18 protein-coding genes are annotated in these 18429 nt (G+C 67.5%); 12 read left to right on the forward strand and 6 right to left on the reverse strand.

The genetic code is table 11. From position 1 onward, the window contains the following. Window positions 1-155: 155 nt before the first annotated feature. From AC07NY_RS01215 to AC07NY_RS01265, 11 genes are read left to right on the forward strand one after another with little or no spacing between them, the layout of a single operon-like run. Entirely contained in the window at window positions 156-1688 is a 1533-nt protein-coding gene (locus AC07NY_RS01215; RefSeq protein ID WP_494581175.1) for an ABC transporter substrate-binding protein, read from the forward strand. Then, window positions 1685-2641, forward strand: coding sequence for an ABC transporter permease (locus AC07NY_RS01220; RefSeq protein WP_494581177.1), 957 nt, complete (start codon window positions 1685-1687; stop codon window positions 2639-2641). The genes AC07NY_RS01215 and AC07NY_RS01220 overlap by 4 nt, the downstream gene beginning before the upstream one ends. Next, entirely contained in the window at window positions 2638-3456 is an 819-nt protein-coding gene (locus AC07NY_RS01225; RefSeq protein WP_492285817.1) for an ABC transporter permease, read from the forward strand. The genes AC07NY_RS01220 and AC07NY_RS01225 overlap by 4 nt, the downstream gene beginning before the upstream one ends. Before the next feature lie 35 nt (window positions 3457-3491). After that, complete coding sequence (locus AC07NY_RS01230; protein ID WP_494581178.1) at window positions 3492-4316, forward strand: creatininase family protein; 825 nt, start codon at window positions 3492-3494, stop codon at window positions 4314-4316. Between the two features lie 53 nt (window positions 4317-4369). Then, window positions 4370-5425, forward strand: a complete 1056-nt coding sequence (locus AC07NY_RS01235; RefSeq protein ID WP_494581179.1) for an extracellular solute-binding protein — start codon at window positions 4370-4372, stop codon at window positions 5423-5425. Window positions 5426-5435: 10 nt separating this feature from the next. Continuing rightward, a complete protein-coding gene (locus tag AC07NY_RS01240; protein WP_494581181.1) occupies window positions 5436-6485 on the forward strand; it encodes an ABC transporter ATP-binding protein in 1050 nt (349 codons plus the stop codon). After that, entirely contained in the window at window positions 6482-7324 is an 843-nt protein-coding gene (locus AC07NY_RS01245; protein WP_494581183.1) for an ABC transporter permease, read from the forward strand. Before AC07NY_RS01240 ends, AC07NY_RS01245 begins: the two co-directional genes overlap by 4 nt. Then, the gene (locus AC07NY_RS01250; protein WP_494581184.1) at window positions 7321-8109 is read left to right on the forward strand and encodes an ABC transporter permease; all 789 of its coding nucleotides are present in this window, start codon (window positions 7321-7323) and stop codon (window positions 8107-8109) included. The genes AC07NY_RS01245 and AC07NY_RS01250 overlap by 4 nt, the downstream gene beginning before the upstream one ends. Window positions 8110-8118: 9 nt before the next feature. Next, window positions 8119-8799, forward strand: a complete 681-nt coding sequence (locus AC07NY_RS01255; RefSeq protein WP_492285811.1) for an RraA family protein — start codon at window positions 8119-8121, stop codon at window positions 8797-8799. Window positions 8800-8810: 11 nt separating this feature from the next. Next, a complete protein-coding gene (locus tag AC07NY_RS01260; protein ID WP_494581187.1) occupies window positions 8811-10487 on the forward strand; it encodes a cephalosporin acylase I in 1677 nt (558 codons plus the stop codon). Window positions 10488-10524: 37 nt separating this feature from the next. Further along, window positions 10525-11490: a 2-hydroxyacid dehydrogenase gene (locus tag AC07NY_RS01265; protein ID WP_494581189.1), complete on the forward strand. Its 966-nt coding sequence runs from the start codon at window positions 10525-10527 to the stop codon at window positions 11488-11490. Between the two features lie 21 nt (window positions 11491-11511). Here the strand turns inward: AC07NY_RS01265 and AC07NY_RS01270 are convergent, their stop codons facing one another. The 6 genes from AC07NY_RS01270 to pobA all read right to left on the reverse strand — a co-directional run bounded on the left by AC07NY_RS01270 (window position 11512) and on the right by pobA (window position 17420). Further along, window positions 11512-12228, reverse strand: a complete 717-nt coding sequence (locus tag AC07NY_RS01270; protein WP_492285808.1) for an ABC transporter ATP-binding protein — start codon at window positions 12226-12228, stop codon at window positions 11512-11514. After that, window positions 12215-12973, reverse strand: a complete 759-nt coding sequence (locus AC07NY_RS01275) for an ABC transporter ATP-binding protein (protein ID WP_494581191.1) — start codon at window positions 12971-12973, stop codon at window positions 12215-12217. Before AC07NY_RS01275 ends, AC07NY_RS01270 begins: the two co-directional genes overlap by 14 nt. Next, window positions 12970-13977 carry a branched-chain amino acid ABC transporter permease gene (locus tag AC07NY_RS01280; protein ID WP_494581193.1) on the reverse strand — a complete coding sequence of 336 codons (1008 nt, stop codon included), beginning with the start codon at window positions 13975-13977 and terminating at the stop codon, window positions 12970-12972. Before AC07NY_RS01280 ends, AC07NY_RS01275 begins: the two co-directional genes overlap by 4 nt. Continuing rightward, window positions 13978-14841: a branched-chain amino acid ABC transporter permease gene (locus AC07NY_RS01285; RefSeq protein ID WP_494581195.1), complete on the reverse strand. Its 864-nt coding sequence runs from the start codon at window positions 14839-14841 to the stop codon at window positions 13978-13980. 73 nt (window positions 14842-14914) lie between these two features. Continuing rightward, the gene (locus AC07NY_RS01290) at window positions 14915-16108 is read right to left on the reverse strand and encodes an ABC transporter substrate-binding protein (protein ID WP_494581197.1); all 1194 of its coding nucleotides are present in this window, start codon (window positions 16106-16108) and stop codon (window positions 14915-14917) included. A gap of 139 nt (window positions 16109-16247) precedes the next feature. After that, window positions 16248-17420 (reverse strand): 4-hydroxybenzoate 3-monooxygenase, encoded by a 1173-nt coding sequence (gene pobA / locus AC07NY_RS01295; RefSeq protein WP_494581198.1) that lies wholly within the window; start codon window positions 17418-17420, stop codon window positions 16248-16250. A 131-nt stretch (window positions 17421-17551) separates the two neighbouring features. Between pobA and AC07NY_RS01300 the strand changes: the two genes are divergently transcribed. Beyond that, window positions 17552-18427, forward strand: a complete 876-nt coding sequence (locus AC07NY_RS01300; RefSeq protein ID WP_494581200.1) for a helix-turn-helix domain-containing protein — start codon at window positions 17552-17554, stop codon at window positions 18425-18427. Window positions 18428-18429 lie beyond the last annotated feature (2 nt).

An 18429-nucleotide genomic window follows, 5' to 3' on the forward strand; every position in this document is an offset into this window, starting at 1 on the left:
CGGAGTCCGCGCCGTTTGGCCGGGCGCGACCGCGCCTGTCGGATTGCTGGCGCGGTTATTGCTCGCATCCGCCCGGCTCCGCCCTTCCCGCCATCGGGACGCGACAGGGCATAACGCCCCGCGGACAGCCGGACCCAGCAGCAGAGGATCAGCCGATGACCATCTCTCGCCGTTCCGTCCTTGGTGCCGGTCTTGCCGGTCCGCTGCTGGCCTCGCCCTTCCTGATCCGTCCTGCCAGCGCGCAACGCGCCGCCGGCATCATCCGCTACGGTCTCTCGGCCTTCCCGCCGAATCTTCAGCCCTGGGTCTCGACGGGCGCCTCGGCCGGCACGGTCAAGATGCTGATCAACCGCAGTCTCGTCTCCTACGACGCGAAGGGTGAGCTGCGTGGCGAGCTGGCCGAGTCCTGGTCGCGCGATGCCGATGGCGCCTGGGTCTTCAAGCTGCGCAAGGGCTGCGTCTTCCACAATGGCGAGCCGGTCACGGCCGACGACGTGAAATGGTCGATCGAGCAGATCGCCGGCGAGAAATCGACCGCCTATATGCGCACGCAGTTCCAGTTGATCGAGCGCGTCGAGATTCCCGATCCGCAGACGGTGCGCCTCGTCACCAAGGAACCGCAGGTCACGCTGCCGAGCTGGTTCGCGAACTACAACACCTTCATCATCTGGCGGAAATCCAACGCGAACGAGCCGATCGGCGCCGGTCCCTTCCGCCTCGTCGGACAGGAGCGCGGCACCTCGGTGGAGCTTGCGGCCTTCGACAAGTTCTACAAGCCGGGCATCCCCAAGGCGAAGGGCATCAAGTTCATCGTCTATGCCGACGAGAACCTGCGCAACGCGGCGCTGATCTCCGGCGATGTCGACATGATCGAATACGTGCCGTGGCAGTCGATGGCGACGGTGCAGGCCGATCCGCGCCTCAAGCTGGACACGCAGGAAGGGCCGTTCATGGACGTGCTCTTCAACGGCACCAAGCCCCCGTTCAACGATCCGCGCGTGCGCCGGGCGGTTGCCCATGCCGTGAAGCGCGAGGATATCGTCAAGGTCGCCTTCTTCGGGCGCGGCAAACCGCTCGAAGGCGTGCCGATCGTCGAGGGCACGCCCTGGTACGACAAGGAGCTGGCGCATGGCTGGAACTACGACCCGGCCCGGTCCAAGGCGCTGCTGACGGAAGCCGGCTACGGCAACGGCTTCCAGACCACGCTGCTCGCGACCGCCCAGTTCGGCATGCACAAGGATACGGCCGAGATCGTCCAGCAATATCTGGCCGCCATCGGCATTCAGGCCGAATTGCAATTGCCGGACTGGTCGACGCGGGTCAGTCGCGGCACGCGCGGCCAGTACGACATGGCGATCCACGGCGTGTCCTCGGACAACAACGATCCGGATGGGCTGACCGTGGTGCTCGACACCTCGCTCTCGCCGACGCATGGCCGCTCCTTCAAGGTCGATGCGCCGCGCACCATCGCCGCGCTCGCCAGGGGCCGGGCCGAGTTCGACCAGGCCAAGCGCGTCGAGATCTACAGGGAGATGCAGCGCGCAGCCCTCGAGGAGGTGCCGCTCGTCGGTCTCGCCTGGCGCGAGCAGGGCTACGGCATGGACAAGGGCATCCAGGGCTTCGCCAACCTGCCCGGTGCGCTCTCGACCTCCTCCGGCAACCAGCTCGAGGAGACGTATTTCGGATGAGCGCGGCCTGGCTCGGACGGCGGCTGTTCCTGACCCTGGCGATGGCCTGGATCGTCGCGACGATCGTGTTCCTGGCGCTGCACATGGTGCCCGGAGATCCGGCCGAATTGCTGCTCTCGACCTCCGGCGCCATGCCCGATCCGGCGACAGTGCAGGAACTGCGCGAGAAGCTCGGGCTCGACCAGCCGCTCATGGTCCAGTACGGCCGGTTCCTGGCCGGGCTGGTTCGCGGCGATCTCGGGACCTCGCTGGTCGACGATTATCCGGTCATCCAGGAGATCGCGCTCCGGCTGCCGCGCACGCTGGAACTGATCCTGGCGGGAACGCTGATCGCGGTGGTGATCGGCGTTCCGGCCGGCGTCTATGCGGCGGTCCATCGCGGCGGCGCCTTCGACCGTGTCGCCTCCTGGATCACCGCGCTGCTGCTCGCCGTGCCGGTCTTCGTCGTCGGCACGCTCCTCGTCCTGCTGCTGGCGCAGACGCTTCGGGTGATGCCGGCCGGCGGTTTCGTTCCCCTCACGCAGGACCCGGGCCAGCATTTCAAGCTTCTGACCCTGCCGGCCATCGCCATCGCCAAGGGGCTGGCTGCCGTGCTGTTCCGGATGACGCGGGCCGCGACGCTCGACGCGCTCGCCCATGACTATGTCCGCACGGCCCGCGCCAAGGGGCTGTCGCCGCGGCGGACCCTCGTTGTCCACGTGCTGCGCAACGCGCTGAACCCGGTCGTCACCGTGCTGGGTCTCCAGATGGGTACCTTGCTCGGCGGCACCGTGCTGGTCGAATACGTCTTCAACTGGCCGGGCCTGTCGACGCCGCTGCTGCGCGCCGTCGAAGGGCGCGACTATCCGATGGTGGTCGGCATCATCCTGACGATCTCGGTGCTGTTCCTGCTCATCAACCTCCTCGTCGAACTGCTGCATGCGGCGATCGATCCAAGGGTGCAGCACGGATGAAGCGGCGCGGCATCAAACGGCTTATCCTGCCCGGCGGCATCGTCGCGGCGATCCTGCTCATCGCGATCGCGGCGCCCTTGCTGCCCTTGCCTGACCCGATCCGTCAGGACGTGGCGCGGCGCCTGGCCGGGCCGATGGCCGGTTCCTGGCTCGGGCGCGACGAGTTCGGCCGCGACGTGCTCTCGCGGCTGGTCTGGGGTGCGCGCACCAGCCTCTCCGTCGCCTTCGTCTCGGCGCTGTTCGCCGGGCTCGTCGGTATCACGCTTGGGCTGATCGGTGGCTGGGCACGCAGCTGGGGCGCTTTTCTCACCGTGCGCAGCGTCGAGATCATCATGTGCTTCCCACCGGTGCTGCTGGCGTTGCTGGTCGTGACGCTGCTCGGGCCCGGCGCCGGGACGCTGATCCTCGTGCTCTCGGTGCTCTACCTGCCCGGCTTCGCGCGGGTGACCTATGCCGAGGTGCTGGCGGTGAAGGGGCGCGACTATGTCGAGGCGACGCGGGCGCTCGGCGCCAGCCAGTCGCATCTGTTGTTCCGCACCGTGCTGCCCAATATCGCAGGTCCCCTGCTCGTGCAGTTCTCGCTCGCCGTTGCCGCCGCCGTCGTGATCGAAAGCGGCCTGTCATTCCTCGGTCTCGGCGTCGTGCCGCCGGCGCCGTCCTGGGGGCTGATGATCCGCGGCGCGCGCTCGACCATGGAGCAGGCCCCGTTGCTGCTGCTCTGGCCCTGCGCCGTGCTGACCCTGACCATCCTCGCCATGAACCTGCTCTGCGACGCTCTGCGCGACATTCTCGATCCGCGCACCAGCGAGCGCTGACGAGACCTAAGCCTACTCCAAGGAAGGACCACGCCATGGCTACCAAGACCGATCCTCTCGTCCATATGGGCACCATCACGGGCGGGGAGGCGCGCGAGCTGCTGAAGTCCAACCCCGTCATCCTGCTGCCGATGGGCAGCCATGAGGACCAGGGCCCGCATGCGCCGATGGGTGACTATCTGCTGGCCGAGAAGATCGCCGAGCTTGCCGCCTTGCAGGCGAGCAAGGCCGGCACGCGCACGCTGGTCGCACCGGTTCTGCCCTATGGCGGTGCCGACTGGTTCGGTCCGATGGTCGGCGGCATCGCCATCTCGCATGGCACGCTGACCGCGGTCATCGCGGAGATGGTCGACTCACTGCATCGCAACGGCCTGACCCGGATCATCGTGATCAACGGCCATGGCGGCAATGTCGGGCCGATCTCCGAGGTCGCGCGCGAACTCTACCAGCGCGAGCGCATCGTGCTGCCGAGCCTTTATCTCTGGCGCATCGCCTACGGCATGCTGCCGGGCATCGTCGGCGCGGAGAAGTCGGCCAAGGTCTCCGGCCACGGCGCCGATCCGCTGACCAGCCTCGGCCTGCACCTCTTCCCCGAGCTGATCCGCAAGGATTTCATCCCCGCCGGCAAGCCGATGAAGCGCGACCCCGTCCTCGACCTGCCCTTCACGGGGCTTGGCACCGCGAGCTTCGACGGCGCCGAAGTGGGCATGCCCAACGAATATGACGAGGTCTATCATGACGGCGTCGGCAAGGGCGATCCGACGCTGTGCTCGGCCGAGACCGGCGTGCAGCTGGCGGAGAAGCTGACGGACGTCTGCGCCCGCTTCATCGCGCATTTCGCGGCCAAGGTCCCGGCCTGAGCCGGCAGCGCGCCAACCAGCCGCCCGAGGCGGCGCCACAGCAGGAGATTGTCATGCTCACCCGCCGCCTCGCCATCCAGTCCGGCCTCGCGACCATCGCGATGCCGGCCGTCCTGCGGGCCCAGACGCTCTCGGGGCAGATCACGCTGATGTCCTATGCGGGCATCTTCCAGGACAACTACACCAAGGCGGTGATCGAGCCGTTCCAGCAGGCGCATCCCGGCGTCAAGGTGAACTATGTGCCCGGCGGCACCTCGGCCCAGATGGTCGGCAGCGTCCGGGCCCAGAAGGCCGATCCGCAGACCGATGTCGCGATCATGGACGTCACCACCTCCAGCATCGGCAATCTCGAGGGGCTGTTCGAGAAGCTCAGCCCCTCCGAGTTTCCGGTGCTGAACGAGCTCCTGCCTGAAGCGCGCGCGGCCGGCGGTGAATTCGGTCCGGCCGTGACCTTCGACCATCTCGTCATCGTCCAGGACGCGGCGCTTACCCCCCAGCTCGCCAAGCTCGCCGATCTCTGGCGGCCCGATCTCAAAGGCCAGATCGCGCTCTCGGCGCCGCCGAACATTCAGGGTCTCGCGCTGACCGCCATGACCGAGAAGATGGAAGGCGGCGACTATCGCAAGTCGATCGATGCCGCGATGAAGCGGCTGAAGGAGCTGGCGCCGGGCGTGAACACCTTCGATCCCAATCCGGACGGCTACTCGCTGATCCTGAACGGCGTCGCGAAGGTCGCGACCGGCTGGAATGCCCGCGCGCAGCTCTATTCCGACCAGACCGGCGGCAAGATCAAGGCGCTGTTGCCGCCGGAGGGCTCGGTCTTCCAGGTCAACACCATCAACCTGACGGCCGGCTCGAAGAACCGTGCCGCAGCCGCCGCCTTCGTCGCGCATGCGCTGTCGCAGGGCGCGCAGAAGGCCTTCACCGAGCGGATGTTCTATGCGCCGACCAATGCCAAGGCGCAGATCGACGCCAAGGCACTGGCCCGCACCGCCGCCTCGCCGGAAAACCGCGCGCGGATGATCCCGGTCGACTGGAACGAGGTCCTGAAGGTGCGCGACCAGTGGAACAACCGCTGGCGCCGCGAGGTCATCTCGGCGGCACGTTGAGCGGCAGGCGATGAATTATCTCGAACTCGCCGGGCTGCAGAAGCGCTACGGCAACTCCGTCGCGGTCGACGACGTCTCGCTTTCGGTGGAGCAGGGCGAGTCCGTCGCGCTGCTCGGCCCCTCCGGCTGCGGCAAGACCACGACCTTGCGCATGCTCGCGGGGTTGATCGAGCCGAACAAGGGCACGATGACGCTCGACGGCAGCGAGATCACCAGGCTGCCGGCCCATAAGCGCAACATGGGCTATGTCTTCCAGTCCTACGCGCTGTTCCCGCATCTCTCGGTCGGCCGCAATATCGCCTTCGGCCTGGAGGAGCGCGGCGTCTCCCGCGCCGAGATCGACAAGCGCGTTCAGGAGGGGCTGGCACTGGTCCGGCTCAGCGGCCTGGAGCAGCGCCGCCCGAAGGAACTCTCGGGCGGCCAGCAGCAGCGCGTCGCGCTGGCCCGTGCGCTCGTGATCCAGCCTTCCGTGCTGCTGCTCGACGAATCCCTGTCCAATCTCGACGCCAAGCTGCGCGATGCGATGCGCCACGAGATCCGCTCGATCCAGCGCACGCTCGGCATCACCACGCTCTTCGTCACCCACGATCAGGTCGAGGCGCTGACGATGTGCGACCGGATCGCGGTGATGCATCGCGGCCGCATCGCCCAGATCGGCAATGCCGAGGATATCTACGACCGGCCGGCGACGCGCTTCGTGGCCGAGTTCGTCGGACGGGCCAATGTCCTGCCGCTGACCCGCGACGGGCAGGGGCGCGCGACCGTCTGGGGACAGCTCGTGCCGGTCGAGGCGGCTGATGATGCCGATCTCTTCGTCCGCCCGCAGCGCATGCGGATCGTGCCGGTCTCCGAGCCGGCTGGTGGCGATACGGCGCGGCTGACGGGCCGCGTGCTGCGCAGCGTCTTCGTCGGCGACCATGTCGAGGTACTGGTGGAAGGCACTGGGGGCCAGCTTACGGTCGAGATGCCTTCGGGCTCGGCCGCGCCGGCTGAGGGAACCGAGGTCGCGGTGGTCTGGCCGCGGACTGAGAGCCGCGTCTTCGCGCGTGAGGCAGCATGACCGCCTCGCGCCGCCTGCCGCTATTGCTGATCCCGGCGACGCTGTTCCTCATCGTCGTCTATGTCTGGCCGTCGCTTGGGCTGTTCCGCAATGCCTTCAACGAGGTCGGGCCGACCGGCGCGATGGTCGAGGCCTGGTCGCTGGAGACTGCGCGGGCGACCTTCCAGGACAGCTTCACCTTCGAATTGACGCTGAACTCGCTCTGGCTCTCGGCGGTGTCGACGCTGATCGCGCTGTGCATGGCTTATCCCGTCTCGCTCTTCCTGTTCAGGACAGATTCCCGTTTCCGTGGGCTGCTCGCGGTCGTCGCGATCATGCCGATGCTGGTCTCCGGCGTGGTGCGCGTCTTCGGCTGGCTTGCCATTCTCGGCGATCGCGGGCTGGTCAACACGACGCTGCAATCGCTCGGCCTGATCTCGACGCCGCTGAAGCTCGTTTTCAACTGGACCGGCGTCACCATCGGCCTTGCCGAGAGCATCATGCCCTATATGATCCTGGCGCTGCTCGCCGGCTTCGGCCGGCTCGACCGCACGCTGGAGGAGGCGGCTCGCTCGCTCGGCGCCTCGCCGTTCCGAACCTTCCGGCGCGTCACGCTGCCACTCAGTCTGCCGGCGATCGCATTGGCAGCGGGTTTGGGCTTCGTGCTCTCGATGTCGGCCTATATCACGCCGAAGCTGCTCGGCGGTGGGCGCGTCTTCGTGCTGGCGACCGAAATCTTCGAGCAGGCGACGACCAATACCAACTGGCCGGTCGCTGCGGTGCTCGCGATCTACACGCTTGTCCTGCTGCTTGCGCTGCTCGTGGTCTCGAACGTGGTGGCGCGGAGGCTGCAGCGATGACCGGGGCGGGGCGCGTTCTCTCCAGCTTCGCGGCACTGGTCTATGTGCTGATCCTGGCGCCGATCGTCGTCGTGGTCATGCTGGCCTTCTCGGCGGATAATTTCATCCTGTTCCCGCCTTCGGGTTATTCGCTGCGCTGGTTCAAGCAGCTTGCCGGCAACGGTCCCCTGCTGGCGGCTCTCTGGCTCAGCGTCCAGATCGCGGCAGTCGTGACCGTGCTGTCGCTCGTGGTCGGCGTGCCCGCGGCGCTCGCTCTGGCGAAGGGGCGTTTTCCCGGCAAGGATGCGCTGACCAGCTTCTTTCTGGCGCCGCTGCTGCTGCCGACGCTGATCACCGGCCTCGCGCTGCTGCTGTTCTTCTCGCCGCTCAGGCTGACCGCGACGCTGCCCGGCCTCGTGCTCGGCCATATGACGGTGACCGTGCCCTTCGTGATCCGGATGATGGCGACGGCGCTCGCAAACCTGCCGGATGATATCGAGGCGGCCGCCGCCACGCTCGGCGCCACGCCCTGGCGGGTGGTGCGGCGGGTAACGCTGCCCCTGGCGACGCCCGGCCTGATCGCCTGCGCCTGCCTGTCCTTCCTGTTGTCCTTCGACGAGACGGTGATCTCGCTGTTCATCGCCGGTCCGCGCGCCTCGACCCTGCCGGTCGAGATGGTGCGCTATGTCGAGGGGCGCACCGATCCGCTCATCGCGGCCCTGTCCGTGGTGCTCATCGTCGCGACGCTTGCCGTCGTTCTCGTGGTCGAACGCCTCGTCGGCGTCGCCCGCGCTGTCGGAAAGTAGGAGATAGAAATGCCTGATTATCGCATTGAAGCCATGCCCGAGCAGCTTCCGGCGGCGCTGGTCGAGAAGCTGCAGAAGGTCGAGACCGCGACCATCGGCCATTCCCAGCACTGGGGCTTCATGGATCGCGGCATCCAGCCGCTGCTGCGCGGCAAGCGCATCGCCGCCGCGGCGGTGACTCTGGCGATCCCCGGGCAGGATTCGACCTTGCTGCACCACACGCTCGGCCTGCTGCGCCCCGGCGACATCCTCGTGGTCGACCGGCTCGGCGACGACAAGCATGCCTGCTGGGGCGGCGGCGTCACGGTCGCGGCGAAGGCGGCCGGCGCGGTCGGCGGCATCGTCGACGGACCCTGCACGGACCTCACCGAGATCGAGGATTCCGATTTCCCGATGTGGTGCCGCGGCATGTCGCCGATCACGACGCGGCTCTACAATCTCGGCGGCACGCTCAACCTGCCGATCTCCTGCGGCAATGTCCCGGTCAAGGCGGGCGATGTGATCCTGGCCGACGAATCCGGCGTGCTGGTGCTGCCCCGCGCCGAGGCCGAGGCGATCGCGGATGCCGCCATCGCCCGGCAGGAGCGGGGCGAGAAGACGCAAGGCCGGGTGAAGGCGGGCGAGAAGCTTGGCGACATCTCCGGCGCGACCAAGATGGTGCTCGACGCCATCGCCGCGGCGAAGGGCTGACGAGGCCGGTCATGAACGCTCCCGTATCCGTCCCGCGCGTCGCCGACTTCACCTGCGAGAAGAAGCCGGCGACCGGCTCGCGCGGCATGGTCGTCACCAACCATCCGCTCGCCTCGGCGGCGGGCGCGCAGATCCTGCTCGCCGGCGGCAATGCCATCGATGCGGCCGTCGCCTCGCTCTTCGCGCTGACGGTGGCCGAGCCGATGATGGTCGGCATCCTCGGCGGCGGCTTAAGCCATATCCGGCTCGCCAACGGGCGCCATGTCGTGATCGACAATCTCTCGACCGCGCCGGGCCAAGCGACGGCCGACATGTACGAGTGCCTGTCCGACGAGATCGGCAAGCAGCGCGATACGCGTGACCGCGAGAACGTGGTCGGCGCCAAGGCGGTCGCGGTTCCCGGTGCGCTCAAGGGCTGGTGCGAGGCGCTTTCCCGCTTCGGCACGCTGCCGCTGGCCGAGGTGTTGCAACCGGCGATCGGGCTGGCAGAGCGCGGCTTCGTGGTCACGCCCTATCTCTCGAACTGCATCACCGACAACGCCGCCGATCTCGCGCGCGACCCCGGCTTGGCCGCGATGCTGCTGCCCGGCGGACAGCCGCTTCAGCCGGGCATGCGGCTCGTGCAGACTGACTACGCGGCGAGCCTGAAGCTGATCGCGGCGGAAGGGCCGGAAGCGCTCTACGGCGGCAAACTCGGCCGGGCGCTGACCGACTACATGGCGAAAAATGGCGGGCTGATCGATCAGGCCGATCTCGCCAACTACCGCATCGAATTGCGCGAGCCGATCCGGGGCTCCTATCGCGGCTATGAGATCATCGGGCCGCCGCCGCCCTCGTCCTCGGGCGTGCACATCACGCAGATGCTCAACATCCTCGAAGGTTACGATATCGGCTCGCTCGGTTTCGGTTCGACGGATGCCGTGCATCTGCTTGCCGAGGCCCTGAAGATCGCCTTCGCCGACCGCGCCGTTGCAACCGCCGACCCGGCCTTCGTCAAGGTTCCCGTCGCGAGGCTGATCGACAAGGCCTATGCCGACGAGCGCCGCGCGCTGATCGAGATGGGGCAGGCGAAGAGCTGGACGGCCGGGCTCTCCGGCGGCGAATCCGCCGATACGACCCATGTCACCGTCGCGGATGCCATGGGCAATGTCGTCAGCGCGACGCAGACGATCAACGGGCTGTTCGGCGCCTGCGTGCAGATCCCCGGCACGGGGATGATCGCCAACAACTACATGTTCAACTTCGATCCGCATCCCGGCCGGGCGCTCTCGATCGCGCCGGGCAAGCGCGTCTTCACCTCGATGGCGCCGATGATGGCGGTGAAGGACGGCCGGCTCGCCTTCGCGCTCGGCCTGCCCGGCGCCTTGCGCATCTTCCCTTCGGCCCTGCAGGCCATCGTCAACCTGATCGACCACCGCATGAGCCTGCAGGAGGCGGTCGAGGCGCCGCGCGTCTGGACCGAGGGCGGCGTGCTCGAACTCGAGGAAGCCATCCCCGAGGTCGTGGCGCAGGCGCTGATCGCGCGCGGCCACAAGGTCGTGCGCTCGCCGCGCGTTGCCGGCGGCATGAACGCCATCGCCTTCAATCCCGACGGCACCTTGACCGGCGCCGCCTGCTGGCGCGCCGACGGCACGCCCGTCGCCATCTCCGGCGGGCTCGCTCGCGCCGGTGCCCGCTTCACCATCTGACCCGATATCTTCACCGATCCTGCGACTGGACCATCCCATGCCCGAGACCATCTGCCTCCTCGACATGACCTCGCCCGAGCGGGCCGACCGCCTGCGCGAATTCCTGCCTGACGGCTTCGTGCTGACCCATGGCACCGCCCGCGGCGACGAGCACATGAAGGAGATCATCGCCCAGGCCGACTATGCGATCTCCGGCCAGGTCGGCGTCTCCGGCGACGTGCTGCGCGCCGCCAAGAAGCTGAAGCTCCTGCATAAATGGGGCGTCGGCTACGACAATATCGATATCGAGACCGCCAGGGAGCTCGGCATTAAGGTCGCGCGCACGACCGGCTCCAACGCGGTCGCCGTCTCGGAATTCGCCATCGGCCTGACGATCTCGACGCTCCGTCTGATCGCCTATGGCAATGCCGAATTGAAGAAGGGCAACTGGCGCACGGGCCAGTTGCCGTCCGACACCTATACGCTTTCCGGCAAGACAGTCGGTGTCGTCGGTTTCGGCGCGATCGGCAAGAATTTCGCCAAGCTTTTGAAGGGTTTCGGCTGCACGATCCTCTACAGCAAGCGCACGCCCCTCGATGCCGCCGAGGAGGCGGCGCTCGGCGTCAAGCATGCCTCGATGGAGGAAATCCTGACGCAGGCCGATGTCGTCTCGCTGCATTGCCCGCTGACGCCTGAGACCAAGGATCTGATCGACCTCGCGGCGCTCAGGAAGATGAAGAAGACGGCGGTGCTGATCAATTGCGCGCGCGGCGGCGTGGTCAACGAGACCGATCTCGTCACGGCGCTCCGGGCGAAGGAGATCGCCGGCGCGGCGATGGATGTCTACGAAATCGAGCCGCTGCCGGCGGACAGCCAGCTTCTGACCCTGGACAATCTCGTGACCACGCCGCATCTCGCCGCCATGGCGTCCGACAATTTCGCGCCGGTGGTGAAGCGTATGTTCGCCAACATGCAGCATGTCTCGCGCGGCGAGCCGGTGCCGCCGCTCGATCTGGTGGTGTGAGACAATGCCGGCGTCGGCGGCTCAGTGCAGCCCGCCGACGCCGATATAGCGTTCGAGCACGTCGGCATCCGCCCGCAGCGCGTCAGGCTTGCCCGACCAGACGATGCGGCCGCGTTCGAGGATGATGACGTCATCGGCGAAGGCGAGCGCGCTCTCCAGCCGCTGCTCGACGAAGAGGATGGTCATCGCGCCACTGGCAGCGAGCCGGCCGAACGCCTCCATCAGCATGTCGCAGATGACCGGCGCCAGACCTTCCAGCGGCTCGTCGAGCAGCAGCACGGAGGGCTGGCCGAGGATGGTGCGCGCCGTCGCGAGCATCTGCTGCTCGCCGCCGGAGAGCTGGGAACCGAGATTGCGGCGCCGCTCCCCGAGCCGCGGGAAGAGTGTGTAGGCCTCTTCGATTGCCGTGCGTGGGCGGCCCTTCAATCCGGCGAAGAGATTCTCCTCCACCGTCAGGCCCTTGAAGATCTCGCGGGTCTGCGGGACGAGGCCGATGCCGCCATGGGCACGGGCCGCCGTGCCGAGCGCGGTGACATCCTGTCCGCCAAGGCTGATGCTGCCGGCATAGCGGCGGGTCAGGCCCATCAGGCTCGCCATCAGCGTGGTCTTGCCCATGCCGTTGCGGCCGAGGATGGAGAGGCGCCCGCCCGCGGGCACGGAGAACGAGACATCCTCCAGCACATGGGTCTGGCCGTAGCCGGCGCTCAGGTTGCGGATGTCGAGCTCAGCCGCCGGCATGGGCATAGCTCCCGAGATAGGCTTCGCGGACCTTGGGGTCTCTGGCGACCTCGGCCGGCAGGCCCTGGAAGATGAGTTCGCCCGCCGCCAGCACGACCACGCGTTTGGCGAAGCGGAAGACGAGGTCCATGTCGTGCTCGATCATCAGCACGGCCAGCGAGGCCGGCAGCCTCGCCAGCGCCTCCTCGATGCGCGGCGTATCGCTGGAGGGCACGCCGGCAGCGGGCTCGTCGAGCAGGAGGACCTTGGGGCGCTGCGCCAAAGCGATCGCGATTTCCAGCAGGCGCTGCTGGCCATAGGCGATGGTGGCGACCTTGCGGCGGGCGACCTCGGTCAGGCCGAGCGTGGCGAGGATTTCGGCGGCTTCGTCTGTCGCTTCGGAATCGCCATGGAAGCGGGCGAGGATGCGCGTCGCCCGGCCGAGGCGCTGCAGGATGGTCATGACGACATGCTCTTCCGGCGTCATGTCCGGGAAGAGCCGCGTGACCTGGAAGGTGCGGACGAGGCCGCGGCGCACGCGCTTCACGGCGCCCAGGCTCGTGATGTCCTCGCCGGCGAGATGGACGCTGCCCGCGCTTGGCGGGATGCGGCCGGTGACGAGATTGACGAAGGTGGTCTTGCCGGCGCCGTTCGGGCCGATCAGGGCGAGGCGCTCGCCCTCATTCATCGCCAGCGAGATGTCGCTGTTGACCTTGAGACCGCCGAACGCCTTGGAAAGGTGGGCGACTTCGAAGACCGCGCTCATCGCCCGGCCCTCCAGCGGTCACGCGTCAGCAGGCGGGCGAATTCATCGAGCGTGCCGGAGAGCCCGCGCGGGGCGAAGAGCACGATGGCGATCAGCACGGCGCCGACCAGCGTCATCCAGTGGAAGGGGTTGATCGCGGCGACGATGTGCTCGAGCGCCATGAAGATCACCGTGCCGATCAGCGCGCCATAGAGATGGCCGATGCCGCCGAGCACCAGCATGACCAGCGCATTGGCGGAAACCTCGAAGCTCACGCTGTCGAGCCCCACGACCTGCGTCGCGATGGCCGCGAGCGCGCCGCCCATGCCGGCCACAATGCCGGAGATGACGAACATCTTGAGCAGGACCGGGAAGGCGTAGATGCCGAGCGCGCTGATCCTGAGCGGATCCTCCTTCAGGCCACGGCAGACCATGCCGAACGGCGAGCGCGTGACGAAGCGCAGCACGGCGAAGACGATCAGGAGCAGGCCGAGGCCGAAGAGATAGGCGCTGCGGCCCCAGAGATCGAACTCGAACAGGCCGAAGAGCGGTGCCGGGCTCATGCCGGAGAGGCCGTCGCTGCCGCCGGTGATCGAGGAGGCCTTGTTGGCGGCCTCGTGGAGGAGCTGGACGATGGCGATCGAAAGCACGAGCTGCGGCAAGCCATGGGCGCGCAGCATGATCGCGCCCATCAGAAGCCCCATGGCCGCACCAGCCCCGGCGCCGATCAGGATCAGCAGGACGGGGTCCGTGATGCCGTGAACGCAGGCGATGCCGGCAGCATAGGCCCCGGCGCCATAGAGCGCGCCCTGGCCGAGCGAGGCGACGCCGCAATAGCCGACGATCAGGTCGAGCGAGAGCACGAGCAGCGCGACCGAGATGACGCGGGTGAGGAAGGCGAGGTTGTCGGGAAAGAGCCAGTAGCCGGCCAGGCCCACGAGCGCGATCACGGCGAGGCCGAGGAGGTCGCGGCCGAGCGTGCGGCTTGCGGATGGGGCAGCGGCCAGGGGCGTCGCGCTCGCCATTTACTGCGCCCGCCCCATCAGGCCGCGCGGGAAGGCGCAGACCACCAGGATCACTGCGAGATAAAAGAAGAAATTGCCGAAATCCGGGACGAGATAGCGCGCGGTGATGTCGATGGCGCCGAGCAGCAGGCAGGCCGCGAGCGCGCCGGGAATCGAGCCCGCGCCGCCGACCGAGACGACGACGAGGAAGGTCACCATGTAGCGCAGCGCGTAATAGGGCTCGATCGGCAGGAACTCGGCGCCGACCACGCCTCCGAAGGCCGCGAGCCCGATCGCCAGCGCGAAGCTCGCGGCATAGATGATCTCGGTGCGGATCCCGAGCGTGCGCGCCATCGGCGCGTTCTCGACGGCGGCGCGCAGATGGATGCCGAAGCCGGTGCGCTCGATCAGGAACCACAGGCCGCCGGCGACGACGAGGCCGCTCGCGATGACGAAGAGCCGGTGCCCGGCGATGCTGCGGAAGCCGAGATCGACCGAGCGGGCGAGCTCGGCCGGCAGGGGAATGGTCTTCAGGGTCGGGCCGAAGAAGTAGTTGGTGATGCCGATGACGCAGAAGGTGATGCCGATCGTCATCAGCACCTGCGAGAGTTCGCTACGGTCGTAGATGCGGCGATAGAGCAGGCGCTCCAACGGCACGGCGATGATCACCGTGCCGATCATGGCGAGGACGATACCGAAGCCGTAGCCGAGGCCGAGATCGCGCGCGGCATAGGAGGCGATGTAGCCGCCAATCATGGCGAAGGCGCCATGGGCGAGGTTCACCACCCGCATCAGGCCCATGGTCAGCGACAGGCCGATGCAGATGATGAACAGCGCCATGCCGTAGGCCAGCGCGTCCACGGCGATGCTCAGCGCGGTCTGCATGTTGCGGGCCTCGTCGAACGGGAGCGGAGGGCGGGAGCTTGCGCGCTCCCGCCGCGTTTCAGGCTTAAGGCCGTTACTTCGTCAGGCCGGAATCTTTCTGCTCCGGCACGCTGGCGATTTCCTTGTTGATCCAGCGACCCTGCGCATCCTTCGCGACTTCGCGCAGGTAGATCGTCTGCGTGATGTGGCGGGTCTCGGGATCGATCTTGACCGGGCCGCGCGGGCTTTCCCAGCCGAGCCCCTTCACCGCCTCGACCGCCTTTTCCGCGTCCTGCTTGCCGGCCGTGGCCGCGATCATCTTGGAGATCACGAACATCCCGTCATAGGCGCCAACGGCCGGGAAGGAGACGAGATCGGGTGCGCCGATCGCCTTTTCGGCTGCGGCGACGAAGCGCTTGTTGATCTCGGAATCATGCGAGACCGCATAGTGGAAAGAGGTGATCAGGCCGGCCGCCGCCTCGCCGAGAGCCGGCAGGTCCGATTCCTGGGTCAGGTCGCCCGGCGCGAAGAGCTTGACACCCGCCTTCTTCAGTCCGGTATCGCTGAAGGCCTTGACGAAGCCGAGCGTCGGCGGGCCCGACGGCAGGAAGGCGAAGACGCCCTCGGCCCCGGCATCGCGGATGCGCTGCATGATCGGGCTGAACTCGGTGGTGTTCAGGGGAATGCGGATCGCTTCCTTGACCTCGCCGCCGGCCGCCTCGATCGCCTTCTTGAAGGCGCCCTCGGCATCGACGCCCGGGCCGTAATCGCTAACGATCGAGACGAATTTCTTGACGCCGCGCTCCACCGCTGCCTTGCCGAGCGGTGTCGTGGTCTGGGACAGGGTGAAGGAGGTGCGCACCGCCAGCGGCGAGGAATTCATGATCGCCGAGGTCGCGGCGTTGAAGATCACCAGCGGGACATTGCCCTGCTTCAGGAGCGGGGTGATCGCCATCGCGTCCGGCGTGAAATAGACGCCGCCGAGATACTGCACCTTGTCGCGGACGATCAGCTCCTGCGCCAGCGCGCGGGCCTGCTGCGGATTGGCTGTCGGCAGGTCGCGATAGACCAGCTCGATATCGTGGCCGGCGACGGTCTTGCCGTTCTGCGCCAGCCAGGCCTCGGCGCCAGCCTGGAAATTCTTGCCCTGCAGGGCGAAGGGGCCGGAGAACGGCCCGATGATGCCGACCTTGATCGTGTCAGCCATGGCCGTGGCGCCGAGCGCCAGCGCTCCGGCCAGCGCCAGCGCTCCGGCCGGCAGCAATCTGTTCAGGAAACCCTTGGTCATTCCATCTCCTCCCGATCCTGCCTGCGATCCCGCAAATGCCTTGCGTGGGTCGAAGCTCTAGCTGCTCGGGCCGGTCGCCGCCATGGCGCCGTGCCTCTTGTTGTCACCAACGCAATTTTCTGCCGCGAGGGCAATGCCCTCAATAAGGCAGTCCGACATAGTTCTCGGCGACGGCGGTGGCCGCGGCGCGGGAATGGACGAGATAATCGAACTCCGCCTGCTGGATGCGCTGGTCGAAGCCGTCGCGCTCCGGGAAGCGATGCAGCAGGTTGGTCATCCACCAGGAGAAGCGCTCGGCCTTCCAGACACGGGCGAGCGCGCGCGCCGAATAGCCGTCGAGCCCGGCATTGGAGCCCTCGCGATAGTGCTCGCGGAAGGCATCGAAGAGGTAGCGGATGTCGCTGGCAGCGAGGTTGAGCCCCTTGGCGCCGGTCGGCGGTACGATATGGGCGGCATCGCCGGCGAGGAAAAGTCGGCCGAAACGCATCGGCTCGGCGACGAAGCTGCGCAGCGGCGCGATGCTTTTTTCGAGCGAGGGGCCGGTTTGCACGGCATCGGCGATCTCGGCCGGCAGGCGGCGGCGCAATTCGTCGAAGAAGGCGTCGTCCGACCAGTTCCCGACATTTTCCTCCAGCGGGACCTGGACATAGTAGCGGCTGCGCTCGGCCGAGCGCATCGAGCAGAGCGCGAAGCCGCGCTCGTGATTGGCATAGACCAGTTCATGCGCGGCCGGCGGCTTGTCGACCAGCAGGCCGAGCCAGCCGAAGGGGTAGACGCGCTCGAAGGTCTGCAAGGCGCTGGCCGGGACGGAGGCGCGCGAGACGCCGTGATAGCCGTCGCAGCCGGCGATGAAATCGCAATGCAGCTCCTGCTCCTGCCCGTTCGCCCGGAAGGTCACGCGCGGCGCGGCGCCATCGAAATCGTGGAGCGCGACGTCCTCGGCCTCGTAGATCGCCGGGCGACTGAGGGCCTGGCGGGCCTCGATCAGATCGCGCGTCACTTCGGTCTGGCCGTAGACGGTGACCGTCTTGCCGCCGCTCAGGTCTTTCAGATCGAGGCGATGAAGCGCGCCGCCGAAAGCGAGCGAGAAGCCGTCATGGACGAGACCTTCGTGATCCAGGCGCTCGCCGACGCCGGCCTCGTGCAGGAGGTCGACCATGCCCTGTTCGAGTACGCCGGCACGGATGCGTGACAGCACATAGTCGGCGCTGCGCCGTTCGAGGATGACGTTGTCGATGCCGGCGCGCGACAGGAGCTGCCCAAGCAGCAATCCCGCGGGCCCGGCGCCGATGATGGCGACCTGCGTCCGCATTGTTCTTCTTTGCCTCCCGCGAAGCAGCGGTTTGCACCGTTCGATCCGCAGGTCGATGCTAATGCGTTTGCTGTTGTTGACGGAATGGAGGATTCGCGCATTGTCTTGGACAAATCGATCGTGAGCGCGTCATGCCCGGCAGAAGCGTCCCCGCCTACTGGCTCTATGGCGAACGCCTGACGGAGCGCTTTCCCGACGCGCTGCATATCGAGCCGATCGTGGCGCGCAGCTCCCTGCATGGCTGGACGATCCAGCCGCATATGCATCACGACCTGTTCCAGTTCTTTCTCGTCACGGCGGGGGGAGGACGCACGCGCGTGGACGGGCGCGAGCACGCCTTGTCGCCCGGCTCGGTGCTGCTGCTGCCGCCCTCGACGATCCATGAATTCGCCTTCCTCGACGATACCGACGGCTTCGTCGCCAGCGCGGCCGCGACCTCATTGAAGCGCCTGTTCGCCAGCGAACCGGAGGCGCGCGCGCTGCTCGGTAGCGCGGCGGTGCTGCATGTGCCGGTCGGCGAGGGGCCATATGCCGGGCTCGATGCCACGCTCCGGCTGGCGATGGGTGAATTCGCCGCCAACCGGCCGGTGCGGGAGTTCTCCCTCGGCGCCTATGCGGACCTGATCGCGGCCTGGTTCGTGCGGGCGATGCGCGGGGCGCGGGCGGTCGCGGAGCCGGCGCGCGATGCGCGGGCCGATCTCGTCCGCCGCTTCGTCGAGCGGGTCGAGACGCGCTTCCAGCATCATGATGCGCTGACGGATTATGCGCGGATGCTCGGCACCTCGGTGCCGCATCTCTCGCGCTCCTGCCGGGAACTGCTCGGCCGCTCCGCCGCGCGGGTCATTCAGGATCGGCTGATGATCGAGGCGCGGCGTGATCTCGTCTACACGTCGATGTCGATCTCGCGGATATCGTTCCGGCTGGGCTTTGCCGATCCTGCCTATTTCTCGCGCTTCTTCGCCAAGCGGGCGGGCGTGTCGCCCTCGGATTACCGGGCGAAGGCCTGACG

This window comes from Allobosea sp. GW821-FHT09G06 (genome assembly GCF_059416005.1).